Origin of the sequence: Leptospira broomii serovar Hurstbridge str. 5399 (assembly GCF_000243715.2) — a bacterium.
GTDB classification, from domain to species: Bacteria; Spirochaetota; Leptospiria; order Leptospirales; family Leptospiraceae; genus Leptospira_B; species Leptospira_B broomii.
In genome coordinates, this window is the sequence record NZ_AHMO02000008.1 from 1,436,394 (window position 1) to 1,462,417 (window position 26,024).

Here is a 26,024-nt window from a genome sequence, read left to right on the forward strand (position 1 = left end):
TGAAAGGAGATTAAGCGACGCAGGTCTTCGTGAAAGAGGAATCTAATGCTAAAAGTAAACTTTTTATCTTCTCAAAATTTTCCTCCTTCAGTAACTCAACTCGGACGGGAGTAAAATTCTCTTTTCCTTGAAAGTATCGAATTAGATGTTTTCTAAACAGAATTACGCCGAATTTTTCTCCGAACGTTTCCACCATCAATGTCAAATGCATCAACGAAACTCGTACTGATTCCGAAATATTTATATTCTGCCGATCTATGCCGGAAAATACCCAAGGATTTCCAATCGAATTTCGACCGATTAAAACTCCATCGACTCCATAAGTGTTTTTTTTATGCAGTGCATCCGAATAAGAAACCACATCCCCGTTTCCGAAAATCGGAACATTTCTGGCCGCCTTTATATCGGCAATCGCATCCCAGTCTGCTTTTCCTGAATAACCCATTTCTTTCGTACGACCATGGACAGAAATAGCCTGCACACCTGATTCTTCTAAAATGCGAGATACTTCCATATAATTTCGCGTTGTATCATCCCATCCCAATCTAATTTTTGCAGTGACCGGAATATCCAACGATTTACGTAATGCTTCGATGATCTTTCCGGCATAGATCGGCTTTCTTAGCAAGCCTACACCGGATCCGCGCATTGATACGTTTTTGGTCGGACAGCCCATATTCAAATCTATAATATCGGGATTCAATTCCCGAATTCTTTTGGCCGCCTCGACTATAATTTCTAACTTGTTTCCGAAAATTTGAAAACTCACAGGTCTTTCTTCATCACGAAATCGTAATAAAGAAAGCGCCTTCTTTGAGCCGACCGCTAAATTATCCGTCGAAACGAATTCGGTATAAGAGAATGCGGATCCGAAACGTCTTGCCATTGTTCGAGTCGGACTATCGCTAATGCCGGCCATCGGCGACATAGCGAACCATCCCGGAATTTCGACCGACCCGATGCGGATCATTTTTCCTTACTTTCACCGATTACGGTACAATCTTGGACGCGATCGTTATCTTTAATGTCGACCACCCGAACCCCAACGGCCGTCCGACCCATTTTGGAAATCTGGTTCGCTTCTGTCCGGATAACCATGCCTTGCTGAGTAACAAGAATAATCTCGTCATCAGCGCCCACAGAACTGACTCCGACAGCCGCTCCGTTCTTTTCTCCAACCTTTAAGAAGGCCATCCCTTTACCTCCGCGTCCTTTGGTGGAGAATTCGTCGAAGCCCAAACGCTTTCCGTAACCGTTCTCGGAAATTACGAAAATATCGTCACCTTCGACTACTTTAGAAAGACCGACAATGGCATCGTCTCCGCCCAATCGCATTCCGGTTACGCCTTGTGCAGCTCGTCCCTGGGCTCGAATGGTATCCATTTCTATTCGAAGGGCCAACCCTTTGCTGGAAAAAATCATAACATCATCGCCTTTGACGACGGACTCTACGGTAATCAGCTCATCTCCATCCCGGAGGCCGATGGCAATGATGCCTGATTTTTTTACGTTCCCAAATTCAGACAACTCTACGCGCTTAATAAAACCTCTACGTGTTACTAAAAGAAGGTCCTTTCCCTTATCTTCGTCTCGGAAAGTGAATACGGAAGATATGTATTCACTTTCGCCCAGACCGATAATTGCCTTTAAGGATTTGCCACGCGCTTCCTTTGAAGCCTGAGGTAGCTCATATGCTTTCATCATGTAAACTTTTCCGATATTGGAAAAGAACATAACGCTATCGTGGGTCATCGCCGATCTCATGATTTTGACGACGTCGTCCCGTTTCTGAGAAAGACCCTGGATTCCTTTTCCACCTCTGCGTTGTCGTTTAAACGTATCTATCGGCAAACGCTTAACAAATTGGTCATAGGTTATCTGGATAACGATTTCTTCATCCGCTATCAAGTCCTCGGCATTGAAAGTGGATGACTCTACGCTTTCTAAACTAATTTCGGTTTTTCTTTTATTTCCGAATTTATCGGAAACTTCCTGCAATTCGGTACAAACGATATCGGAAACTCTTGCCGGATTGGATAAAATATCTTTCAAATCCAGAATTAATAGTCTAACTTCCTCTAGTTCGTCTATGACTTTTTGAACTTCTAAAGACGTTAATCTTTGAAGTCTCATCTCCAATATCGCGTCCGTTTGAACGTCCGATAATACGAAGCGCAGCATCAATTGCTCTTTCGCTTCGGCGGCGTTCTTGGAGGCCCTAATCACTTTTATGACTTCTTCTATATTTTCGAGGGCTATTTTCAAACCTTCTAAAATATGCGCGCGCTTTTCCGCCTTATCCAGATCGAATTGCGTTCTTCGTACTATGACTTCCTTTCGATGAATAGAATAAGCGACCAAAATTTCTTTTAAGTTAAAGATCTTGGGCTTGTTGTCTAAAATCGCAAGCATAGTAATCCCGTAACTTATCTGTAGCTGAGTTAGTTTAAGGAGTTGATTGAGTATGACTTGTGCATTGGAATCTTTTTTACAATGGATCTCGACACGGATTCCCTTTCGATCCGAGAGATCCATAATCTCCGATATTCCTTCGATTTGCTTTTCGTTTACCAGCTCGCCGATTCTTTCCAGAAGAGTTCGTTTATTAACTTGATAAGGAATTTCGGTTACGACGATAACCTCTCTTCCTTTTTTATTTTCTTCTATCTCTACTTTGGAACGAATCCGAATCGAACCACGACCGGTATGGTAAGCCGAAAGTAATCCTTCACCACCAATGATGATGCCACCTGTCGGAAAATCGGGACCGGGCATAATTTTTAGTAATTCGGGAATCGTAATATCCGGATTTCGAATCACTGAAACTACCGCTTCAATCGTTTCCTTTAAATTATGCGGAGGCATATTAGTCGCCATTCCGACAGCTATTCCGGAAGAACCATTGACTAATAAATTCGGAAAATTGGCAGGAAGAACATCCGGCTGTTCTTTCGTGTCATCGAAGTTGGGTGAGAAGTTTACGGTTTCTTTTTCGATGTCGCGTAAAAGTTCTTCGGCGATTTTTTCGAGCCTAGCTTCGGTGTATCGGTAAGCGGCAGGATTATCCCCGTCAATGGATCCGAAATTTCCCTGACCGTCGATTAACGGAACTCTCAGCGAAAACTCTTGAACCATTCTCACCAGAGCGTCATAGACGGCGCTATCACCGTGCGGATGATAATTACCGATGACTTCTCCGACGATTTTTGCGCATTTTACGTAAGGTCTATCGCTTCTCCAAGCTCTCTCATTCATCGCATGGAGAATTCTTCTATGCACAGGTTTTAGCCCGTCGCGTACATCGGGAAGAGCCCTACCGACGATTACACTCATCGCGTACCCTAGGTAGGCCTCCTTCATCTGATCTTCTATTTCAACCGGAATTACCCGTACGCCGTTCTTTAACGCCTCGCCTATGTCGGGCCTTGACGCGGGACTAAACCCTAAGGTTTTTATTTCATTTTCCATCTCTTGGCTCATTCGCTTTTAGAGCTCCTATCTTTCTATATATCAGAGGTCTAGGTTCGCAACTTTCGCCGCGTTTACCTCTATGAACCTACGTCTCGGGACTACTTCGTCTCCCATAAGAATATTAAAGGTATCTTCCGCCTCAACGTAATCATCTAATTTTACTTTAAGTACGACACGTTTTTCGGGATCCATTGTCGTTTCCCAAAGTTGTTCCGGATTCATTTCACCGAGTCCTTTATAGCGCTGAATTACGGCTTTATCTGTTCCTATAGTTTTAAGATATTCTTCCTTTTCTTTATCCGAATATAGATACGTCGCCGTCTTTCCGTGCCTTATTAAATACAAAGGAGGTTGTGCCACATATAGAAATCCTTTCTCTATAACTGCTTTCATATAACGAAAAAAGAATGTAAGTAACAGAGTTCGAATATGTGATCCGTCTATATCCGCATCCGTCATAATAAAGATCTTGTGATAGCGGATTTTATCTATATTGAATTCATCCTCACCGATCCCTGTTCCGAGCGCGGAGACCAATGTTCTGATTTCTTCGTTTCCTAGGATTTTATCTAGTCGGGATTTCTCAACGTTAAGAATCTTACCCTTCAAAGGAAGAATTGCTTGGTAATTTCTATCTCTACCTTGTTTTGCAGATCCGCCGGCCGAATCCCCTTCCACAATATACAACTCCGAGCCTGCTGGATCTTTTTCGGAACAATCCGCTAATTTTCCCGGAAGACCTCCCCCTTCAAGAACGGTCTTTCTTCGGGTTAAGTCCCTTGCTTTCCTTGCAGCTTCCCTCGCTTTAGCCGCTAGAATACATTTTTCTAATATTTTCTTAGTTACTGAAGGATTTTCCTCGAAGAACAGGGATAACCCTTCCCCGGTTAAGGTTTGCATGATTCCTTTTATCTCGGCATTAACCAATTTCTCTTTCGTTTGAGAGTTAAATTGTGGCTGAGGAATTTTTACGGAAATCACCGCAGTTAATCCTTCTTTTAAATCGTCTCCGGATAATCCGGTCGGTTGTTTTTTTACTAACTGCTGATCCTTCTTCAGAAAATCGTTTAGAGTTCGCGTTAATGCGGCTCTAAACCCTTCCAGATGAGTCCCGCCGAGACTATTGTTAATATTATTCGTGAAACAGAATATATTCTCCGAATAGGTATCAGAATACTGAATAGCGATCTCTGCGACTACGTCGTCTTTATTTCTTTCGAAGTGAATCGTTTTGTGTAACGGGTGTTTATTTTCATTTAGATACTCCACGAAAGATACGATTCCCCCGTCGAATAGAAAGTCGTGTTCCTCTATTTCCGCCTTCCTTGTATCCTTAACGATAAGTTTCAAGCCCTTGTTCAGGAAGGCAAGTTCGCGAAAACGAGTGGTTAATACGTCATACTGAAACTCGGTCGTAGTAAAAATTGTTGCGTCCGGTTTAAAACGAACGACGGTTCCTCGGGCATCCGAATCGCCGATAACGCTTACAGGACCTTGTGGAATACCTTTTGCATATTTTTGATAATGTATTTTTCCGCGTTGGTATACTTCCACTTCCAACCATTCTGAAAGGGCGTTGACCACGCTAACACCGACGCCGTGCAAACCGCCGGATACTTTATATGCATCATTCTCGAATTTACCGCCTGCATGGAGGATTGTCATAACGACTTCGATCGTGGATATATTTTTATCGGGATGAATAGCAGTGGGAATTCCTCGACCGTCATCCCTAACTTCAATTATATTATCGGGTAAAATAGAGATCGTTATCTCTGTGCAATGGCCGGCCATTGCCTCGTCCACGGAATTATCTACGACCTCATAGACCATTTTATGAAGGCCACTTTCATCCTGCGTACCTATATACATCCCAGGACGTTTGCGAACAGCTTCTAGACCTTCTAAAATTTTGATTTGGCCAGCGCTGTAACTATTGTCTATTTGGGTCACTTGGTCCTCCAGGATCTAGGAATAGTTTTCCCGAAAACGCTAAGGAGGCAAGGAAATTCGCTTTAATGCTAGGAAAGATTAGAACCTTCTCAAAGGTATTCGATTAGCTCTAAAAGGCGCTTTCGTGCATCAGGATCTACTTCCTTTTCGGCGATTGCGAGTAAGTCTTCTTTACCAATGATTCCGTTGCTAGCCCGTTCTATAACCGTCGTTTTTCTTGTGTTTTTTGATAAACTACCGACACGAATTTCTAGTTTGCGAATCGTTTCCCGACCTAAATAACGCTTGGATTGCGAAAGAATTCGATGTTTCAAAAATAGGAGTTCTTGTTTATAAGCCGCATGCGAAACGATTACGATTAACGTTTCCCCGGAAATAGCGGAAGGTTCCGATTGATTCGCAAAGATTGGGCCTACTATATCTGACCATCTTTGGGCAAGAGTTCTCAATGAAATTTGCGTAAGTAAATTGGCTTCGGTCCAACCGAGATTTTCAAGGAGGCTTTTGAATTCGTCGATTTCTACTTTATCTGGCTTACCGGGTTTATCCATGGATCGCCTGGACCTCTCCGTTCCGAACTAAAAAAACTTGTTTTCGATCCTGTAATCTTCCTACATAATCGGCAATCCCTTCCAAATCGGTCGTCGTAAAAAATGCCTGTCCCGCATTTAAAACGAGTTCGACGAAATATTCTCTTCGTTTAACATCCAATTCTCGGATAACATCATCTATTAAAAGTACAGGCGTAATTTTCAAAAATTTTCTATAATATTCGAAGGAGGCTGCCTTTAAGGAAATAACGGTACTTCTTTTTTGTCCTTGCGAGGCAAAATCCGTAATATCCATATCGTTTGTTCCTATAAACATATCGTCGCGATGAATCCCAACGGACGTATAACCTAATCTTTGGTCTCTAGAAAGATTTCGAACAAGTAGGTTTTCAAATTCTTCTTCATCGGTAAAGCTAGGCTTATAGCGTAGCTGTAAATTGTCTTTCCCACCGCTTAATAGCGTCAAATTAGTCTGATAAAGATTATCTAATTCATAAATTAAATCCTTTCTTTTACGATATAGAATTCCTCCTTTCTCGATTAGTTTGGAATTCCAAACCGAATATAAACTTGAATCTCGAGAACCAGATTTTAGTAGCGCGTTACGATGTTTAAGAATTTTATTATATTCAATGAGGTCATCCAAATATGAACGATCGAAGGAAGATAAGAAACTATCTAAAAATCTTCGACGCTCAACCGGTCCTCCTTCCACAATTTGTAAATCGAGGGGGGTCATCAGGACGGTTATAAACTTTCCGACCAAATCAGATCGTTTCTTAATCTCTTCCTGATTGAACTTCAGTTTTCTTCGAATAGTTGGCTTCCTAGAATATCCGATTTCCAGAATGTCTTTTTTTCGATCCGACTCGATCTCCGCTTTTATGTAAAAGCCGTCCTCGTTCCATCGAACTAAATTTCCATCCTCGGATTCTCTAAAACTTTTTAGCCAAGAAACGATGGAAATTGCTTCCAAAAGGTTGGTTTTTCCTTCCCCATTTTCGCCCACAAAAAAAATCAGCCTGGAATCAAAATCCAAGCTAATACTTTCATGATTTCTAAAATTGAGAAGCCTGAGGCTTCGTAAAAACATTCTCTTTTCGGCTTATATTTTCATCGGCATTATTACCGAAATAAAGTCAGGATCGGAAGGGTCTTTGAAAACTACCGGGGAGCTGGAATCGCTGAATTCAATCCTAAATTCGTTATCGTCGATAGACTTGAATACGTCGGATAAATATTCGCCTTTAAACGCAACCGTAATCTCGTCGCCCGAATAATCTATCGGCATATTAATACTTACTTCATTAACGCCTTGGGTTTGAGCATAGAAATTCAAATTGTCTTTAGAAAAAGTTAATCTTATTTGGCGCGTCGGCTCTTCTGCAGCAATTAAAGCTTGCCTCAAGTAGATTTGAAAATTCTCCTTTGGAATTAATGCGAAAAACTTAGAGCTTTTTGGAATTACCTGCTCGTAGTTCGGAAAATTTCCTTCGATTAGCTTACATAATAATTCTATATTATTCGCGTTAACATAAATTTGATTGTCTACGATTCCTATTTTTCCTGTTTCCGCAGTCGTAATCATTTTCGATATTTCCCTAATGGCCTTTGCGGGAATAATTACTGCTTCTTTAAATTTCAAGGGAGACGGTAAATTTCTTTCTATCTTGCATAACCTTCTACCGTCAGTCACGGCAAAAATTAATTTGTCTTCCTTTGGAACCATATAAAGTCCGTTAAAGATATATCTTTGATCTTCATGTGCGATTGCGTATCCGGTCTTCCGAATCATCTCCCCAACAAGGGCAGTCGGGAACTCCGAGATAATAGAAGGATCCACTTTCGAAATAGTTTTTATTTCTTCGGCATCCATTCCGTTTAACTTAGTTTTATAATCGTTCTTTTTAGTGGCATCGGTTATGTAAGTTATGCTCGAATCAGTTTCGCTATCATTCTTGGACAGTAACGCTTCCTCAAAATGTATCGTTTTGAAGATACTTGATAACTGTTTTGCAGGTAAAGAAATACTTCCCGATTCCTGAACGTCGGCACTTAAAGAAGTTTTAATGGATATCTCCAGGTCCGTTGCAGAAATAGAAACCGTCGATCCTTCCGCTTCTAATTTAAGATTTGATAATATAGATCTAATTTCACGAGCGGATATGACGCCCTCAACGGCGTGAATCGATTTTAGGAATTCCGAGGTGTTCACTTTAATCTTCAATTCCCTAACTCCTTTTTCAAAATATAGTAAGCTATATATAAGGTTATTATATAAGTACTGTTGTTGTACTTGTACCTGTAAGTATGTAAAAAACTATGTAGCTTTAGAGAATAGGGAAATATGTCGCATATATATTGGAAAGTACAATTTCCGAGGAATGGAAAAAACCACCCCTTGTTCGTGATAGCAACGGTAGATAAGTTTGATTTGATGAGACAGTAATTTGGTCTTATGTCTTATAGACATATTATATACATCTAATTTATAGGTTACTTACAATTTACTACCTATATTATGTCTCTTTTTTAGGACCGAATTTTTGGATCTTATTGGAATTGGAAGCGGGAGAGAATTTCGTTCACTTTATCAGAGAAGTTTTTATCATCTTTTATAAGGGATTCAATTTTGCGGACAGCATGTATCACCGTTGTATGCTCCCCACCGAAGATTCGCCCTATCTGACTTTTGTTCAATCGATAGCTTTTATAAAGAATATACATGCAAAGATGTCGAGGCACAATCAGTTCCTTTTTACGACTCTTTCCCATTATTTCTTTCGGATCTAAATTGTAAGTATTTGAAACGAATTCGATTACTTTATCATGGCTTAATTGAAGATTTTTTTTCCGAAATATCCTATTTTTAAGAATCTCTTCAATCATTGAAGAAGTGAAAAAAAGGTGAGAGAAAGTCTTTTTATGTAACGCAAGATCATTTAAAGCCCCGAGCAATGTCCTCGTATCGTCTTGAATAAGATCTGCGATTAACTCGATCGCTTCTTTGGAAAGGCCTAGATTGAGAATTCTACTCTGTTTTTCTAGTATACCGATTCGGATCTCTCTATCGGGAGGTTGTATGTCCGCTTGAACGCCTGTAACGAACCTAGATTTTAATCTATCTTGAATAGGAAGTTCCGAACTCGGCCTATCCGATGCTATTACGATCTGTCTCTTGCGTTCGAATAAAAAATTGAATATGGTAAAGAATTCTTCCTGGGTTTTCTCCGCGCCGGTATTCAGAAGTTGAATATCGTCGATCAGTAAACAATTATATGATTGATACTTTATCTTAAAAGACTCGATTGCGTCCCTTGATTGAAGAGCAAATAGAAACTCGCTCATGAATGTTTTAATATCGATATAATGAACGGTCTTCCACGGATCCTTTTTGATAATCTCCGAACCGATGGCATGTAATAGATGCGTTTTCCCAACACCCACTTTACCGAAAAGATAGAAAGGGTTAATCTCCGCGGGATTGCGGACGCATTCGATGGCGGCACTGTATGCAAGACGGTTGGAGTTTCCAACCACGAAAGTATCAAAAGTATAATCCTGGTTGAATGAATAAGATTTGTCTCTAAAGGATTCTTTCAGTACGAGTTGTAAGCTCGTCGAAGATTCGAGCACCAACTCTACTGGAATTCTTGTTCCAGTCGTTTTGAAGATAGCCTCCTCTATATAGGTTTGGTATTTCTTCTCTACGTGGGTTTTGATATTGGACGAAGGTGCTACAAGAATGCATTTATCATCAGTCAAGCTATCTAACTGAAGCGTGTGGATAAATTTATCGAAGTAAGTCGGCGGAATTTCCTTAGATACTTCGTCTAGTATACGCTTCCAGCTTGAGTCCAAGCAAAACACTCCTATAAAGTTCTAAGTTCCTGATCCGCCGGCTGCTTTGTTTCCACAAAATTTGGAATCACACCGGAAAAAAATAAAAGTCTGGGGAATTCGACGAAAGCAGTTATCTTCCGATGAGAATACACTATTTTTCCGGGGAGGGTGACCTACAAATGAAAATTCGAGAATCCTTTTAGAATCCTTAGGAAAAACAAAAGAGATTAGGGATAGATAAAATATTATGTCGCTTGTATAATTAGCAATGATACGAGTAGTAAAACCTAATACATGTTAGGTGATTGATTGTTTTTATTTGTGATTAATTTTATTCGATGTCGTTTAACGATTAGAGAGAAGACTGAGTTCGTGAACGAGCTTAGAGAAAATTATATTCTCTTGTCCGTGAATTTTCTGATGAAGGTTCTCTTTGAATCTAAAAATCGCTTCTAACTTCGGAAAATTTTCTTCAAAAGACGATTTAGAGAATTCTTGAAGTAGTATCAGACTTACTAAATCCAAAAAATCCTTAAAAGAAAATCCATCTTTCCATTCTGGATGATCGTCTTTATAATTCAGGATCCATTCTTCTAAATGCAAAAGATGCAACGGGGTTTGAACACGATCTGTAATTTTCGAAAGGACTATATCCAAAGCCTCTTTGGGACAATCGAACGTTTCCATACTTCCACCTTGGAAGGAAAAATATTCCTTTCCTTCTTTTTGATGAAGTCTACGAACGATTTCCTGCGGAAGATATCCGAACGGAATACAGACAGCACGGCTTACGATAGTTTCTTTCAAAGAATCTAATGAATCTACAAGAAAGATAAATCGAGTAAAGGTAGGCGACTCTTCCAAGGATTTCAAGAGAGCCGTTTCTGCCTCATTGCCGATCATGGATGCGTCAGGGATGATTATGAAACGTAACTTAGAGACATGAGGTTTATAATACAATCTTGTTCTGATAAGCCATCGAATCGTAAACTCTTCGGGATTCTCTTCATTACCGATCGAGATTTGCTTATTTCTGTCTGCGGGAAACCATACAATGTCCGGATGAGTATGATGCATGAAGGCTTTACAGGAAGGACAAAGGCCGCAAGATGTTCCCTCTAAACATAGTACGTGTCGAATGAATCTTTCAACAGCGGCTTCTTTTCCGGTTCCTTCCGGGCCGTGAAAAACTAAGAGGGGCGGAATTAAATCTGGGCGAAGAACGTATTTTTTTAGAAAGACGAGAGCCTTCTCTTGACCCTGAATTTCTTCGATACCAAAGCTGACACCCATCTCGGAATTAGAACTTTTTTAATATACGGGAGTCAACCAGTGTTTGTATTCGGGGATTCTTCCCTTTACTAATTCAAAGAATATTGATTGAAGTTTCTGCGTGATCGGACCTATTTCTCCTGTACCGATTGTTCTCCGATCTACCTGGCTTACCCAAGCAATCTGAACCCCGGTCCCCGAAAAGAAAATTTCATCCGATATGTATAACTCGCTTCTGGTGATTTCGCGTTCGATGATTTCGTAACCGAGATCTTTTGCGATTTGTAATACAGATCGACGAGTTATTCCTTCAAGTAGCGAGGAGGAGATCGACGGAGTTAATATCTTACCGTCCCTTACTAGGAAAATATTTTCGGCAGATCCTTCGCTAACAAAACCGCGCCCATCTAAGAAGATGGCTTCGTCATACCCGTTTTGGACAGCTTCGGATTTTGCAAGAGCCGAGTTTACATATCCCCCGGAAACTTTGGAGAGAGTCGGAATCACAGTATCATCGAATCTTCGCCAGCTTGATACCATAGTAGTTAATCCGCGTTTCGTATCCAGATAATCGTCGAGCTCCAGTACATAGATCGCTATTTCCGTTGGAACGTCGTGGAATCTCGGAGATAGTTGAAGAGCCGATGTATAGACGAAAGGACGAAGATAGACGTTCCGTTCGTATCCCGACTGCCTCAATAAGTCCAAGGTTATGTCCCGAAGATTTTCCGGAGTCTTTTCGCACCTTAGCTGCATGATTTTAGTGGAGTTCACAAGTCTTTTGTAGTGATCTAAAATTCTAAAAACATAAAGGTTTTTAGATGCTTCATCGTAGTACCCGCGAATGCCACCGAAGACAGTGGTACCGTATTGCAAGGCATGCGTTTTGATATTGATGTTAGCTTCTGTTTCGGGGACTATTTTTCCCTCAAAGTAGGAGAGTTTCTTGATAGATTCGGGCATGTACAGGGAACCTGAAAGGATACTAATGATTACATGATTCTTTGCATGGGTTTCGCTGTCGACTAATCATCTAAACGGAATTAGTGAGTTATGCAAGTAGAGTCTAAAGGACATATGGAATCTTCTTTTTTTCCGAACAAATTCGATTGTGTAGTGGTGGGAGCAGGTCATGCCGGCGCCGAAGCTGCATATGTCACATCGATTGGAGGCGCTAGAACTCTTTTAATTACTATGAACTTAGATACGATCGGCCAGATGTCTTGTAACCCCGCTATAGGAGGAATCGCAAAAGGACATATGGTTCGAGAAGTGGATGCTCTAGGCGGCCTGATGGGAAGAATGATCGATGCGACCGGCATACAGTTTAAAATGTTAAACACGTCCAAGGGCCCTAGCGTTTGGGCTCCAAGAGCGCAGGCAGAGAAGAAAGAATATCAGTTAAAAGTAAAACACACCTTGGAAGAAATCCGGAACCTTTCGATTCGTCAGGATACAGTGGAAGATTTGCTTATTGAAAACGATGCTATAGTGGGTGTCAGGACCGGGAGAGGTTTTGAAATTCTTACCAGCCATGTTATCCTAACGACAGGAACATTTTTATCTTCCATCGTTCATATTGGAACGTATCAAAAAGAAAACGGTCGCTTTGGAGAACCGACGGTTAAAGGACTTTCTAAATCTCTTGCTAAATATAATCTCAAATTAGGACGTTTGAAGACGGGAACTCCACCGCGCATACATGGAAATTCCGTAAATCTATCCGAGATGATTGTCCAAGATGGGGATCCTAATCCCTCTCCGTTCTCCTTCTCTACCGAGAAGATCACTCGAAGACAGATCCCTTGCTATATCACGTACACTAATGAGAAAACGCATCGTCTCATTAACGAAAACATTCATCTGTCTCCGATGTATTCCGGCCAAATTAAATCTACAGGGCCCCGCTATTGTCCATCTATCGAAGATAAAGTCGTTAGATTTGCTGATAGAGATAGACACCAAGTTTTCTTAGAGCCGGAAGGATATGACACTAAGGAGATTTATTTAAACGGAGTTTCGACTAGCCTTCCCGAAGAAGTACAATGGAAATTAGTTCGTTCAATTGCCGGCCTAGAGAATGCTGAGATCTTACGTCCAGGTTATGCTATTGAATATGATTATGTCGATCCGACCGAATTAAAACCTACTTTGGAAACGAAGAAGATTAAAGGACTATACCATGCGGGTCAGATTAACGGAACAACCGGTTACGAAGAAGCAGCAGCGCAAGGATTGGTCGCGGCATACAGTGTCCTCTCTTCGTTGCGCGGTGAGAAGCCGATGTTATTCTCGAGAAGTGAATCTTATATCGGAGTGCTTGTCGACGACCTAGTGCATAAAGGTGTCGAAGATCCTTATAGGATGTTCACTTCGAGAGCAGAGCACCGATTATTGCTTAGGCAGGATAATGCGGATCAAAGACTCATGGAGTACGGTTTCAAGATGGGTCTGATAAAGGAAGATTCATATCGAGGAATGCTAGAGAAATATCGACGAGTTCATGAAGTAAAAGAGAGGATCCAGTCTCTCCCGTTAAAACCTACGCCGGAATTTGAATCGTTGCTGGAGCGAAAATCGATCACGGGTTTTAAATACGGATCGAAATTAGATTCTTTTTTGAAGCGGCCCGAAATATCTTTCGAAGACATTGCCTTCTTCGTTCCTGAATCGAACGCCTTGTCTGCCGAAGATAAGAAAGTGATCGAGATGGAAGTTAAATACGAAGGTTATATTAAGAGAGAACAAGATACCATTGATTGGAAGAAGAGGTTTTTGTTAACCATTATCCCTGAGGATATCGATTATAATGTAGTCCCCGGAATTAAGAAAGAAGCGATTCAAAAGTTGAGCAAGCATCGTCCTCTCAACCTGGAGAAAGCAGCGCAAATTTCGGGTGTCGATCCGAGCGACGTTGATATGCTTTTGTTTTATATTAAGGGTAAAAGATTAAGTGCGGTATAAATTGAAAGAAAGCTTTGAGTGATGAATTAAGACTTTAGATTAATTCTCGAATATTTTTGAACTTAATGCCCGCGATTTCGCGGGCTTTTTTGTTCATGAAAAGTTCCGTTTATGGTTCTTGGGTTTAGCATCTGAGGCATCAATAAAACAATCCTATTATAAGGGATTGCCCTATTAAATTTTAAAATGAGCAGAATTGAGTCCGAATTATCTGGATCAATGCTGCGAGAATTTTGTTCGAAGGTTTGGGGATTCGTTGGCGAGTAATATTCTATCCCTGTTAATTGCGCATGTTTCACGTGAAACGTTTTCATTTTAATCAGGCTATGATAAATTCAGAGCTTATGTTTTGTGGAAGAGGAATTCTCCCGAGTTGAATGAAGATTGTTCGCATAGGATTCAAATGTTATGATAGTCTGCGCGATCAAGAAGGATAATCACGTCATTTCGAACGTAGACTTTCTTAAATTAAAGCCACTGCCGTCTATTCGATCGGGCATTGGTTCGCAAGAATCTTAAGCGGGGTCAGATCTTAATCGTACTCTCAAAGAGGATCGCTTCTCATTTAAAATCGGTTCGTCTTATTAAAGGTTCAATTTCGAAAAGTAGGGATACGGATCTTCTTTCTTGTTGCTCGGTTTTTATAGCCACTCTCCCATTTAAGCCTGCGTTGGAAGTTGAGACGTTGCTGGAACGGAAATGGATTATGGGTTTTAAATATGAATCCCAACGAGATTCTTTTGAGGCCGAGCGAAATATAGTTCGAGGATATTGAGTTCTTCGATTCTGAATCCCCTTATTCGCCGAAGAAGGAGATGGAGGTCGAAGCTAAATGCAAACCTGATTTATTATCGGGTTTTAGAAAGACACATCTTGTCAGTATTAACCTATCGAGTATCGATCAGATATATTCAACAGTATCGAAACGATGTTGCGAGAAATTGTAAGATCGGATCCACGTTTTCAACGTGGAGATTGCTAAAGATTTCATAATTATATCTCCTCTCAAGCTTCAAAATCGAACTACGCTGTCTTTCCTCTTCTAAGAAAGTTCGATTGAGAGTCAACTAGCCTTGGAAGATTAAAAGTTGGATTCCAAAGTCTCGCTTCACCAAGTTGTTTCACGTGAAACGGTCGCGACTTATAAAAAAGCCCGCCGATAATGCGGGCAAATTTATAGGAGAGTTTTTAATGAATCAATCGATTCCGATTACTTTCCGTAAACTAACTCGTGGGTCTTTTCGAGGGCCCATTTGTCTCCTTGCTTTACTAGAAAAGTAAATTGCTGTAAGCGGTTATTATTATCCCAGATCATCCGATTTAATCGTTCTAAATTTCCCTGAACGTTCATGCGGCTAATAAGTTTTCCTTCTTTATCAAACGTAAGAACTGTAGAAGCTACTTGTTGCTTATCTTCATTATAGATATTTTGCTGATAAAGTCCCGGTTTATTAGAATCTTTTACGATGGAGAAACGTTCGACTTCTTTCGAATCGGTCCAATCAGTTTGAGCATCTTTGATTAAGCCGTTCTCACCCCACGAAAGGATCGTACATTTTAAAATGAGTTTCCCGTTTTGGTCAAAAAGATCTACGGAAGAAAGAACACCATTCTTATCATACGCGAATGATTTTGTCTCTACACTCTTTCCATCTTTATCGAAGAGTTCTTCTTTTTGAACTTTCTTGTCCTTATAAGAAAACTTAGTGTATCCGTCCGACTTTCCGTCCTGAGAAATATAATCTTCCCGAACTAGTTTTCCGGATTCGTCGTACAAGTATTTCGCAATATATATGACCTTTCCGTTTGAGTTCTTGACTACTTCCTGAGAGGGGCCTCCTTTTTCCGAGCCGATAACATAGCGATCGGTGTGAGACCATTTTCCCGGAGTGAACGAATAGAGCGACGACGCAAAAAGAATGATTAAGGTAAAGAATCCGATACGGAACATGTATGAATACCCTCTTGTTAGACACATCGGCGTTTATATAAAAATATTAATAAGCTTTTCCGTTATTCTACCCGGGGTTCCAAAAGACGGGTAAGAATTCTCCTTGCAGTTGGATCAAGTAAAGCTAACTTTCGATGCGAACTAGAACAGTCGTAAATGTCGGGCGCCGTCATATGGAAGCCCAAAAAGCGAAAACCGATCCTTAACAACTTCCAAGGAAAGGCACTATGTCCCTAAAAAAAATAGGATTGGGATTTCTCGGGCTTCTGGGAATCTTCCTGCTTTATACGATCATTTTTACAGAGCGTGGAATCAGTCCGATAACTCCTAAGGCAGAGTTTCCAAAACTCGATTACGGTAAAATTAGTGAAGAGGCTGCCAAGGATCTTCAAACTTATATCAGAATCGCAACAGTCCGAGGAAGAGAAAAGGAAGGGGCCCTCTTTCTAAAATCAATTTTAGATAAGCGCGGAATCCAGTCTCGCATTATAGAATTTCCAGGGAAACCGGAGAGAGCTTCCATCGTTGCCGAATTGAAAGGTAAGGATCAATCAAAAGGAGGACTGATCTTAACAAGTCATATCGACGTTGTCGAAGCGGAAGCTAAAGAATGGATTGAGCCTCCTTTTTCCGGACTTAGAAAAGGTGATCGCATTTATGGTAGAGGTGCAGTCGACGTCAAAGGCCTAGGCATAATGGAACTGTATGCGTTTTTATTAGCGCATGAATATAAGATTCCGTTAGCAAGTAACCTAATGTTTCTTGCCTTCGCGGATGAGGAGAGTCGTTCCCTTCATGGTGCTCGTTTCTTAATAAAGGATCATAGAGATTTATTTAACGGATATGAATACGTACTGAACGAGGGCGGAACAGGTTCGAGAGATATAGCGATCAAAGGCTCTAAGGTTTTTAATATTCAAAACGCGGAAAAAGGTGCGGTTTGGTTAGATCTGAAAACAAAAGCGGATGCCGGTCATGGGAGCACTCCTCCGTTGAAATATGCAGCTAAGTCGATGGTGGATTTTTTGGAGGACGTTCAGAAAATCGGAGACAAGACTATGCTGGGGGATGAGACGGCCGCTTTCTTTTTTTCCCTAGGAAATATTAGCCCGTTTCCGAACTCGTTCGTATTAAAGCGCTCCCGAAATCCTTTACTTTTCTTGATAATGAAAGGAGTAATTAACTCCAATCGACATCTGCGAGCGATGACAAGAAACACGGTCAGCATTACAGGTATCGATAGTCATCCGGTCGGAATCAATGTTATCACGTCCGAGACTACGGGATCGATTGATATCCGAATTCTTCCTGGTCAGGATGAAGGGAAACTCTTTGAAGAGATTAAGACTCTTGGAGAAAAATACGGAGTAGAAGTAACCGCCAGACATTTAGAGCCGGGAACAAGTTCTCCGGTAGACGGTCTTCTTTTTCGAGTCCTGGCCGGTGTCAGCACATCAATCGAACCCGGATCGATTGCCGCGCCGTTTCTTTCCCCCGGTACGACTGATAGCTCTTATTTGAGAGCCATCGGATTGAAATGCTACGGACTCATACCGGCCTTATTAAGCTCCGAAGAGATAGACGGTGTTCACGGAAAGAATGAAAGTATGACTGTCGGTGAATTAAAAATGGGAATCGAAATTTTGTTCAAAACCATAATCGAATACAACCAAATTCTTCAAGGTAAAGAATGACGGAATCGGATAAACACCCGGCGAAATTCACTCACGATTCATTAGGGATACAGGCTTCCGTTCGCTTTCGATTTCCTGAGGAAAGCGATTCGATTCTGAAGCTATTTGATTGGGATTTAATCGCCGCTTTTCTTTCGTTTCTAGAAAACAAAAATGAGGAAGGGGGATTTTTTTCAAAGAGAGACACCGAAGAGATTCTGGATCGTCATGTTCTCGAATCCATTTATCATATTTATTCGATCCGTGAAGAACTTGGTTCGCTTAACAATTGGAAGGTGGGAGATGCCGGGACTGGGCCCGGAATTCCCGGTTTTTTTTTCCGCTGCCTAATACCTTCGGAACGACCCAAGGTAATATTATTAGATTCCCAGAAGCGTAAGCTTTCGTTAACCGATGACTTTATTCAAACGAACCGCATTAACGGTGTGAAATGCGTGTATGTGCGCGCGGAAGAAGGAAGGGGAGATTGGGATCTAGCGGTGTCGAGGGGATTTATACCCTTTCCCTGGAGCGCAGAGGTGCTCTGTCGATGGGTAAAACAAGGTGGTATTTATGTCCCATTTATCGGGAAAGATGAATTTGATATAAATCTTATCAAGGCAGTTCTTGAACCGACAGGATTTAGACTGTTAAAAACGCTTTCATTACCCTCACTTGAATTTTTAGGGATGCGACATATTAAGTTCTTGAAAAAGGTTCTTTCACCGAGGCAAGGTATCCCTAGGGCTTGGAAGGTTCTGGCCAAGGAGAGTAAATTAGAACATGGGAAAGATCGTATCGATCAGTAACCAAAAAGGCGGTGTCGGAAAAACTACGACTTCCATCAATCTTGCTGCCAATCTTGCCGCGATTGGAAAAAAAGTTCTCATCGTAGATTTCGATCCTCAAGGAAACTCCGGTTCCGGCTTAGGTTTAGAAATCAATACACTGCCGAAAACTTCCTACGAGCTCTTAATCGGTGAATGTTCCGCGAACGAATGTATTCGACGAACGGACCTGGAAAATCTGCATATTATTCCTTCGAATATCAACCTTTCGGGCGCGGAAGCGGATCTACTCGCTGAAGAAAATCGGGAATTTAGGCTGAAAGATGCGATCAGTCTTCTTAGAACTGAATACGATTATATACTAATCGATTGCCCACCTTCTTTGGGGGTATTGACAATCAATGCTTTGTGCGCGGCAGATAGTGTAATGATCACTTTACAGACCGAGTACTTCGCTTTAGAGGGATTGACCCAGTTAATGAAAATTATTTCGCTAGTTCAGGAAAAATTGAACCCTTCTTTAGAATTGGAAGGAGTTCTTTTGACCATGTATGATAAACGAACGAATCTCGCTCAGCAGGTCGCGGAAGACGTAAAAGCATATTTCAAAGACAAAGTTTATACGACTGTTATTCCAAGGAACATCAAACTTTCCGAAGCCCCCTCGTTCGGAAAGTCGATTCTCTCATACGACCCGGAAGGTGTCGGGGCTCAAAGTTATCGTAATTTAGCGTTAGAAGTGGCCGGGAAAAACTAAAGAATGAGCGCAAAGCCCAAAGCCTTAGGGCGGGGTTTAGGTAACCTCATCCCTGTTTCAGAAGAGAAGGCATTAAAAGAGGCCGGTGGGGAAGGTGCACTTCGAGAAATTAAACTTTCCGAGATTAGGCCGAACCCGGACCAACCAAGAAGAACTTTTTCGGAAGATTCGCTTCGTGAACTCTCCGAAACGATCAAAGCTCATGGAGTCATCCAGCCAATTGTAGTCAAGGAGACAGGTGTAGGATACGAGATCATTTCGGGGGAAAGGCGATACCGCGCATGTAAATTAGCCGGCTTCATGAAAATTCCCGCAATCGTAAAAAAAGCCAGTGAGAACCAAGCTCTTGAAATGGCTTTGATCGAGAATATCCAACGGGAAAATCTCAATCCCATCGAAGAGGCTTTGGCTTACAAGACTCTCTGCGACAAGCTAGGCTTGAAAATCAGCGACGTTGCTACTAGAGTCGGAAAGAATAGAGCCACCGTTTCAAACTTAATTCGTCTCCTCCAACTTCCCGATTCAGTCATGGACTTGGTTAAGAATGGAAGAATTTCTGAAGGTCATGCGCGCCCATTACTGGCGATCGCAGATCGTAAGAAAACAGAGCAATTGGCCTATCAAATTGCGGAGAAAGGACTGACGGTCAGACAAGTCGAAGAAATCGTTTCAAATTTGACCGAAGAAACTCCGGTAAAAGACAAAAAGAAAGTTAAAAAGAAGGAAGTGGATATCGTAGAATTGGAGAATAAGTTTCGAAAGAAATATTCTATGAAAGTGGACATTTCCCATAGTTCGTCTTCCGGAAAGGGAAAGTTAAGTATCGCTTATCCGAGTTTAGATGCTTTACAGAAAATTTTAGACGCCCTAGGGCTTTAGTAATGTCTTCTAGTCCGGGAGATTTTTTTCATACTCTTCGAGTAAGATATTCCGAAATCGATGCGCAAGCAGTCGTATTCAACGCCCATTATTTGACCTATTTTGATACTTCTCTAAACGAATACATGAGGTATCTGAAATACGACTATAAAGAAGAATTAATCAAGAATGGTTTAGATTTTGTAGTTACTCGGTCATTGATCGAGTATAAATCTCCGGCAAGATTTGACGAGGAATTGAATATCTTTATCAAACCGGGAACGATTAAGCCAGCTAGCATCCAATGGAATTTGGAAGTTAGGAAAAAGGAAGATGAAACCTTAATTTGTACTGGGGAGCTCACTTGGGCCTTCCTGCATTTGGAGTCACGGACCCCGGCCAAACTGCCGGAAGTTTTTAAAAATCTAAGAAAGTGATCCCGCTTTAATTCATTAGATCCACGAGAAGTCCGCGGATATCTTCCATACGCTTCATCAAATCGAAAGTAGAATTATCCGGATGAATTATAAAATCTGCTAACGTTTGAACTTTATCATCTACCGTATTTATTAATTGGTAAATTTTTTCAGAACCGCCTCTAGCTCTACTTCTAAGCGTTTCTACCGAAGTGTTGCGATCCATCACCTCTCTGAGAATTGCCTGGACAATCCGTTTGTAGACATTCAAATTTTCATAAGTAGGCGATTTTAAAAAATTTCTTTCCGCATCCGGTAAATCGCGTAGTAACGAGTTTAGATCCCGTGTTTTTTCCTGGCTATACGGTAATAAGTGTTCAACAAGTTCAAAAAATTGGGCCTTTGAATCGGGGATTGCCGCGTCCGGTACTGCGGAAGGAACCGGACTATATAGACTAGAAGAAAAGGAAAGGCCGTAGTAGTCACCTTTGCGTCTTTGATTTCTGCGTGGATCTTGCGAGTTTACTTTCAACGTGCAATCGGGTTTATTTTACAGTTACCCTCGAATTGCACTCCCTCTTCCATTACGACTTTCGGAGTAATGATATCGCCTTTCATTCGGCAACTTGCGAGAAGAGTCACTCGTTCGGTGGCGAAGATATTCCCATGGATCTCACCGCCGGCGACAACAATCCGAGCTCTGATATCCGTATCGACGATTCCACTCTTGCCGATGAGTACTTTTCCGTCCGTTTTAATCGTCCCGCGAAAAATCCCGTCTATACGTAATAAACCCGAAAGTTTGAAGTCACCGTTGAACTCGGCTCCTTCTCCGATAATGCTATTTACCGCTAAATGCTCTTCGGTTTGCGCCATCAGTCTTGGATTTGGTTTAGGAATGCGAAGGGATTGATTGCTCTAGTCCCGACGTGTATTTCATAATGAAGGCTATATTGCGGGCTGTTTTCGGACTTACCCACGAACCCTATAACTTCGGCTTTAGATACTTGTTGGTTCTGCTTGATCTTGATTCTATCTAAATTTGAATAGATTGTTTTCCATCCGAATTTGTGGGCCACCTTTACGAAGTACCCGGTATGCCTAGTGTAACCGATTTCATAGATTGTTCCCGGAGCGGTCGCAACTACTTCAGAACCGGGAAAGGCTCCTATATCAATTCCGTTATTCATCTCTCTCCGAGCAGTAATCGGGTTCAGATATTCTCCATAAGGATAGAGCACATAACCTCGGACCGGCCAAATAGAAGGCGTTTGCCGAATGACGCTTTTTCTCTTTTTCAAGATACTAATGATTTCTTGAGTAAGTTCGTTTGCTACTTTCAGGTTATGAACGTCTTCTTTTAAACGAAATACTTCCGCTCCGGGTGGCAGCTGGCTTCCGTCCTTCGAAGAACCGTTAGATGTTAATTTTTCCGCTCCGCCGATTCCTTTTGCGACTTTTGAAGAGTCACCCGTTAGGCGTCCGTAAAGCGCACCGACATGTGTGTGATAGTAGTCTACATGTTCATGAAGACTGTTTATCTCTTCTTTCATTTTTGCGGACTGACGGATGAAGTCTTGGTTTGAAAGATTAAGTTCGGTAAGTTGATGAATGGAACCCGAATGACTTAGTACGTTAACCGAACTGATCAATAAAAGGACAAGAATCGTTCCTACGAAGATAGTGATCGCACGATACGAGATATGGAAATTAATCGTTTTTTGTTCCGAATGCGGAATGACCATCACGGTCAAACGCTCTCTACCCTTCTTGTTCCAGTTCGCTACTTTTAGATCTAACTTAAGTTTTAGGTCCTGGTATTTGTAGCGTAGCCGATAGTATATGAGAGCGAAGTATGATTTCAGATTCACTATTTATGTCCCAAATCTAACGGTTTTGCACCGATTGGCGTATGCAGTAAGGAATCTTAAAAATTCTCTTTTCAGTCAATCCAAATCGCGAAAACTGTTCCTTAAAAGCCGTCCAAAGCATGTATTCCATCATAGATACCCACTGTCATCTGGATATTGTTCTAGAACAAGGCCAGACAATCGACCAAAGCCTTCGTAATGCAAAAGAATCCGGCATTAAGAAAATCGTCCAAATCGGAATCGACCTTGAGAGCTCTATTAGAGCGAAAGGTCTATCTGAAGAATATTCGGATTCGGATATTGATATTTTCTATTCAATCGGATGCCATCCGACTGAGACCCATGAATTTTCGAAGAAAGAGGAAATTCTCTCCTATATTAACGAGAATGTGGACGACTCTCGCCTTTCCGCGATAGGCGAGATAGGTCTGGATTATTATCATGATGCATCTTCTAAAAATGAACAAATCGAAGTGCTTCATTCTTTCTTAGACGCTTCTCATAGATATCGACTCCCTGTCGTTATTCATTCTAGAGACGCGGGAGAGGATACGATAGCTATTTTAAAAGAGCATAGAGATAAGGCTTTTGGTGTTATTCACTGTTTTACTTACGATTATTCCATTGCCAAGCGATTGGTTGATTTGGGATATTACATCTCATTTTCCGGAATCCTAGCTTTTAAGAACGCAAAGGATATTCAGGAAGCGGCGGAAAAACTTCCCTTGGAAGCTTTACTTATAGAAACCGATGCACCTTTTTTAGCTCCGCCTCCATTTCGCGGAAAACGAAACGAACCTGCGTTTACGAAATTTGTTCTGGAGAAAATGTTTTCATTGAGAAAGGAATCGAATATAGAAGTAGAAAAGATGCTGTACTCCAATTCCGAAAAATTTATCGAAAGGAAACCCTTCTATCATGCTTGATCTTAAATTTATTACCGAAAATACCGAAGCTTTAAAAGCTAATCTGGAACTACGCGGGTTTAAAGATATCGGAATACTAGATGAATTAGCTAGAATCATTCATAAAAAAAAAGAGCTTCAAAAGGAAACGGAATCTCTTCGTGAGGAGAGGAATAAGGCCAGCAAAGAGATCGGAAAGATTAAACAATCTGGAGGGGATATTGCTGCCGCTTCTGCCGCCGTAAAGGAAATAGGAGATAAAATTAAGGAGATCGAGACTGACCTCGAAATCCAAGAGAATCTCTTGAGCGAAATTAATTTAGGTCTTCCTAATATATTAGATTCGCAAGTTCCCGCCGGCAAAAACGAGCAAGATAATAAGGTTTTATATGAAGTCGGAGAAGTGCGGAATTTTTCATTTCTTCCGAAGCCGCACTATGAACTCGGAGAAAATCTTAAATGGATTGATTTTGAGAAAGGAGTCAAACTAGGCGGCGGAAGGGCTTACACTTATTTCGGTTTCGGGGCCAAGTTAGAAAGAGCTTTGGCCAATTTTATGCTGGAAACCCATACTAAAGAACACGGATACACCGAAGTTTGGGTTCCAGTGATGGTAACTGATGAATGTATGGTAACAACCGGGCAGTATCCCAAATTTAAAGATGAATATTATAGAATGGAACGGGACGAATTGAATTTAATTCCCACTGCCGAAGTTCCATTAACGAATCTTTATAGAGATGAAATCTTAACTGAAGATCAATTACCTATCTCCGTAACGGCCCATACTTCTTGCTTTAGGCGGGAAGCAGGATCCTATGGTAAAGATACGAGGGGTCTAGTACGCGTTCATCAATTTCAGAAGGTCGAATTGGTGAAATTCTCAAGACCCGAAGATTCCGAGAAGGAACATAAATCGATGCTTTCTCACGCGGAAAATATACTTAAAAAGCTAGGTCTGCGCTACCGGGTAATGTTGCTCTGTAGCGGTGATATTTCTGCCGCTTCATCGAAAACCTACGATCTGGAAGTTTGGATGCCTGGATTAAACCGATGGATGGAGATTTCCTCGGTTTCGAATTTTAAGGATTTTCAAGCTCGTCGCGGTAAAATTCGTTATAAAGCCAAAGACGGGAAGAACCAACTGGTCCATACGCTAAACGGTTCCGGACTTGCAATCGGACGAACGATGGCGGCAATTTTGGAAACGTACCAAAAAGAAGACGGAACGATAGAATTTCCCGAATCCTTGAAGCAATATTTCTAATTTTTAAGAAAAGCACTTAGGTTTTTTAAAAAAAGTCAGATAGTACGAATATGGGTATGTACTCCCGTATTCGGACGGTTTATTCTGCTAGCATCCTTTTTGTTTCGAATTCATTGATCCATAAGGATTTTGGTTCATTCGCCTCTCTATCTAAATTAGTCTTGTCAAGACTCTCGGCCCGGTTAGGCAAGTTATCTCGCGTACTTTTGATATGCATCATTGTTTCCGCTCTCAGCAATTTGAATTCGCAAGAGAATAAGGAACGGAAACCCGAAAAATTGAAAGGAGGAATTAACACTTCATTAAACGAATTCGGAATAAGCCTTTCGGATGACGGTAATACGTTGTACTATTATTCTAAGCGCAACAATTCAAATTATACCGACATATATAAGTCCGTTCGAAACGGGAATCTCTGGTCGGCCGGATTAGAGTTATCTGAATTGAATTCGCAGTTCGACGATCAAAGCCCTTTTGTTTTGAATAAAGAGGAAGGGATTTTATTTTCTTCTAATCGTGACGGTAGTATCGAATTCATCTTGCCGAACGGGAAGATCGGAGTATCGAGAGACATATATTTTTCCAAGAAAGGTGAAGGTAAGTGGTTACGTCCTACTTCTCTTCCAACAACGGTCAATACCTCCGCGATCGAAGAGAATCCCTATCTGTATGAGAACCGTTTATATTTTACTCGTTATCCATTCGGGGTCGTCGGTGAATCGGATATTTTCGTTTCTGAATATAGCGATAAAACTTGGAATAAAGCCTATCGATTGCCCTCTCCTATCAATACGGATTATGCGGAGATAGCGACCACTATAGGAAGAGACGGAAACACACTTTACTTTTCTTCGAATAGACCGGGCGGCTTTGGAGGTATGGACATATATAAATCGACTCGAAATCCCGATGGGAGTTATACCGAACCGATTAATTTAGGGCCGATGATAAATTCGAAAGGTGACGAGGCGTTTTACGTCGAGGCTCCTGACGGTAAGAACGCCTACTTTTGCAGAAGGGAAGAGTCATCCAATTATGATATTTACGAAATCGAAGCCACTCCAAGCTGGGATGATTTGAAAACCGGCAAAAAAATTTCGATAGAAGCCATTCATTTTCAAAGCGGATCTTTTGAATTGGAAAACGATTCTAAACCCTCGTTAGATCATTTGGTTGAATTTCTTTCTACGAACGGCAAATCAAAATTAAAGATTACCGGTCATACCGATCTCCACGGAGAAACCCAAGATAATATGGTATTAAGTCGCCGGAGAGCGGAGTCAGTTAGAAGTTATTTAATTCATAAGGGGATATCACCCGACAGGATCGAGACGGAGGGTAAAGGAAGTACCGAACCTATTTTTCAGGACAAAAATCCCGAAACGGATCGGAAAAACCGTCGCACTGAATTTCAACTTCTTGAATAAATCGAATTATATCTTATGAAACAGCTAAGCAAAAATTTCTTTCAAGTCCTGGAGTTG

General features: G+C 41.2%; 22 protein-coding genes. 9 read left to right on the forward strand and 13 right to left on the reverse strand.

Annotated elements, in window-relative coordinates; genetic code table 11:
- Nucleotides 1-10: 10 nt before the first annotated feature.
- The 9 genes from LEP1GSC050_RS12360 to LEP1GSC050_RS12400 all read right to left on the reverse strand — a co-directional run bounded on the left by LEP1GSC050_RS12360 (nt 11) and on the right by LEP1GSC050_RS12400 (nt 12,053).
- Entirely contained in the window at nt 11-970 is a 960-nt protein-coding gene (locus LEP1GSC050_RS12360) for a tRNA dihydrouridine synthase (protein WP_010571522.1), read from the reverse strand.
- Nucleotides 967-3,480 (reverse strand): DNA gyrase subunit A, encoded by a 2,514-nt coding sequence (gene gyrA, locus LEP1GSC050_RS12365; RefSeq protein ID WP_010571523.1) that lies wholly within the window; start codon nt 3,478-3,480, stop codon nt 967-969. Before gyrA ends, LEP1GSC050_RS12360 begins: the two co-directional genes overlap by 4 nt.
- Before the next feature lie 30 nt (nt 3,481-3,510).
- Entirely contained in the window at nt 3,511-5,424 is a 1,914-nt protein-coding gene (gyrB, locus tag LEP1GSC050_RS12370; RefSeq protein ID WP_010571524.1) for a DNA topoisomerase (ATP-hydrolyzing) subunit B, read from the reverse strand.
- Nucleotides 5,425-5,513: 89 nt separating this feature from the next.
- Nucleotides 5,514-5,975, reverse strand: a complete 462-nt coding sequence (locus tag LEP1GSC050_RS12375) for a DUF721 domain-containing protein (RefSeq protein ID WP_010571525.1) — start codon at nt 5,973-5,975, stop codon at nt 5,514-5,516.
- Entirely contained in the window at nt 5,968-7,068 is a 1,101-nt protein-coding gene (gene recF / locus LEP1GSC050_RS12380) for a DNA replication/repair protein RecF (RefSeq protein ID WP_010571526.1), read from the reverse strand. The genes LEP1GSC050_RS12375 and recF overlap by 8 nt, the downstream gene beginning before the upstream one ends.
- Before the next feature lie 12 nt (nt 7,069-7,080).
- A complete protein-coding gene (dnaN, locus tag LEP1GSC050_RS12385) occupies nt 7,081-8,202 on the reverse strand; it encodes a DNA polymerase III subunit beta (RefSeq protein WP_010571527.1) in 1,122 nt (373 codons plus the stop codon).
- Between the two features lie 326 nt (nt 8,203-8,528).
- On the reverse strand, nt 8,529-9,836 hold the full coding sequence (gene dnaA, locus LEP1GSC050_RS12390; protein WP_010571528.1) for a chromosomal replication initiator protein DnaA: 1,308 nt from the start codon (nt 9,834-9,836) through the stop codon (nt 8,529-8,531).
- Between the two features lie 327 nt (nt 9,837-10,163).
- Nucleotides 10,164-11,111, reverse strand: coding sequence for a hypothetical protein (locus LEP1GSC050_RS12395; RefSeq protein ID WP_010571529.1), 948 nt, complete (start codon nt 11,109-11,111; stop codon nt 10,164-10,166).
- Nucleotides 11,112-11,129: 18 nt separating this feature from the next.
- Nucleotides 11,130-12,053, reverse strand: a complete 924-nt coding sequence (locus tag LEP1GSC050_RS12400) for a branched-chain amino acid transaminase (protein WP_010571530.1) — start codon at nt 12,051-12,053, stop codon at nt 11,130-11,132.
- A gap of 90 nt (nt 12,054-12,143) precedes the next feature.
- Between LEP1GSC050_RS12400 and mnmG the strand changes: the two genes are divergently transcribed.
- Nucleotides 12,144-14,054: a tRNA uridine-5-carboxymethylaminomethyl(34) synthesis enzyme MnmG gene (gene mnmG, locus LEP1GSC050_RS12405; protein WP_010571531.1), complete on the forward strand. Its 1,911-nt coding sequence runs from the start codon at nt 12,144-12,146 to the stop codon at nt 14,052-14,054.
- Nucleotides 14,055-15,264: 1,210 nt separating this feature from the next.
- On the opposite strand, the gene LEP1GSC050_RS12415 is transcribed toward mnmG, so the two are convergent.
- Nucleotides 15,265-16,005: a hypothetical protein gene (locus LEP1GSC050_RS12415; protein WP_010571533.1), complete on the reverse strand. Its 741-nt coding sequence runs from the start codon at nt 16,003-16,005 to the stop codon at nt 15,265-15,267.
- A gap of 227 nt (nt 16,006-16,232) precedes the next feature.
- On the opposite strand from LEP1GSC050_RS12415, the gene LEP1GSC050_RS12420 reads away from it, so the two are divergent.
- The 5 genes from LEP1GSC050_RS12420 to LEP1GSC050_RS12440 are packed head-to-tail and all read left to right on the forward strand — an operon-like array spanning nt 16,233 to nt 20,518.
- A complete protein-coding gene (locus LEP1GSC050_RS12420) occupies nt 16,233-17,699 on the forward strand; it encodes a M20/M25/M40 family metallo-hydrolase (RefSeq protein ID WP_010571534.1) in 1,467 nt (488 codons plus the stop codon).
- A complete protein-coding gene (locus tag LEP1GSC050_RS12425; RefSeq protein WP_020987621.1) occupies nt 17,696-18,487 on the forward strand; it encodes an RsmG family class I SAM-dependent methyltransferase in 792 nt (263 codons plus the stop codon). Before LEP1GSC050_RS12420 ends, LEP1GSC050_RS12425 begins: the two co-directional genes overlap by 4 nt.
- Nucleotides 18,462-19,223: a ParA family protein gene (locus LEP1GSC050_RS12430; RefSeq protein ID WP_010571535.1), complete on the forward strand. Its 762-nt coding sequence runs from the start codon at nt 18,462-18,464 to the stop codon at nt 19,221-19,223. Before LEP1GSC050_RS12425 ends, LEP1GSC050_RS12430 begins: the two co-directional genes overlap by 26 nt.
- Before the next feature lie 3 nt (nt 19,224-19,226).
- Nucleotides 19,227-20,102, forward strand: a complete 876-nt coding sequence (locus tag LEP1GSC050_RS12435) for a ParB/RepB/Spo0J family partition protein (RefSeq protein ID WP_010571536.1) — start codon at nt 19,227-19,229, stop codon at nt 20,100-20,102.
- 2 nt (nt 20,103-20,104) lie between these two features.
- On the forward strand, nt 20,105-20,518 hold the full coding sequence (locus LEP1GSC050_RS12440) for an acyl-CoA thioesterase (protein ID WP_010571537.1): 414 nt from the start codon (nt 20,105-20,107) through the stop codon (nt 20,516-20,518).
- 7 nt (nt 20,519-20,525) lie between these two features.
- On the opposite strand, the gene LEP1GSC050_RS12445 is transcribed toward LEP1GSC050_RS12440, so the two are convergent.
- Genes LEP1GSC050_RS12445 through LEP1GSC050_RS12455 form a run of 3 tightly spaced genes read right to left on the reverse strand, consistent with a single transcriptional unit; the run spans nt 20,526 to nt 22,368 of the window.
- Nucleotides 20,526-21,029, reverse strand: a complete 504-nt coding sequence (locus LEP1GSC050_RS12445) for a YaaR family protein (protein ID WP_010571538.1) — start codon at nt 21,027-21,029, stop codon at nt 20,526-20,528.
- Nucleotides 21,026-21,373 (reverse strand): bactofilin family protein, encoded by a 348-nt coding sequence (locus tag LEP1GSC050_RS12450; RefSeq protein WP_010571539.1) that lies wholly within the window; start codon nt 21,371-21,373, stop codon nt 21,026-21,028. Before LEP1GSC050_RS12450 ends, LEP1GSC050_RS12445 begins: the two co-directional genes overlap by 4 nt.
- Nucleotides 21,373-22,368: a M23 family metallopeptidase gene (locus LEP1GSC050_RS12455; RefSeq protein ID WP_010571540.1), complete on the reverse strand. Its 996-nt coding sequence runs from the start codon at nt 22,366-22,368 to the stop codon at nt 21,373-21,375. Before LEP1GSC050_RS12455 ends, LEP1GSC050_RS12450 begins: the two co-directional genes overlap by 1 nt.
- 119 nt (nt 22,369-22,487) lie before the next feature.
- On the opposite strand from LEP1GSC050_RS12455, the gene LEP1GSC050_RS12460 reads away from it, so the two are divergent.
- The 3 genes from LEP1GSC050_RS12460 to LEP1GSC050_RS12470 are packed head-to-tail and all read left to right on the forward strand — an operon-like array spanning nt 22,488 to nt 25,967.
- Nucleotides 22,488-23,294, forward strand: coding sequence for a TatD family hydrolase (locus LEP1GSC050_RS12460; protein ID WP_010571541.1), 807 nt, complete (start codon nt 22,488-22,490; stop codon nt 23,292-23,294).
- A complete protein-coding gene (serS, locus tag LEP1GSC050_RS12465) occupies nt 23,287-24,540 on the forward strand; it encodes a serine--tRNA ligase (RefSeq protein WP_010571542.1) in 1,254 nt (417 codons plus the stop codon). Before LEP1GSC050_RS12460 ends, serS begins: the two co-directional genes overlap by 8 nt.
- A gap of 56 nt (nt 24,541-24,596) precedes the next feature.
- A complete protein-coding gene (locus LEP1GSC050_RS12470; protein WP_010571543.1) occupies nt 24,597-25,967 on the forward strand; it encodes an OmpA family protein in 1,371 nt (456 codons plus the stop codon).
- Nucleotides 25,968-26,024 lie beyond the last annotated feature (57 nt).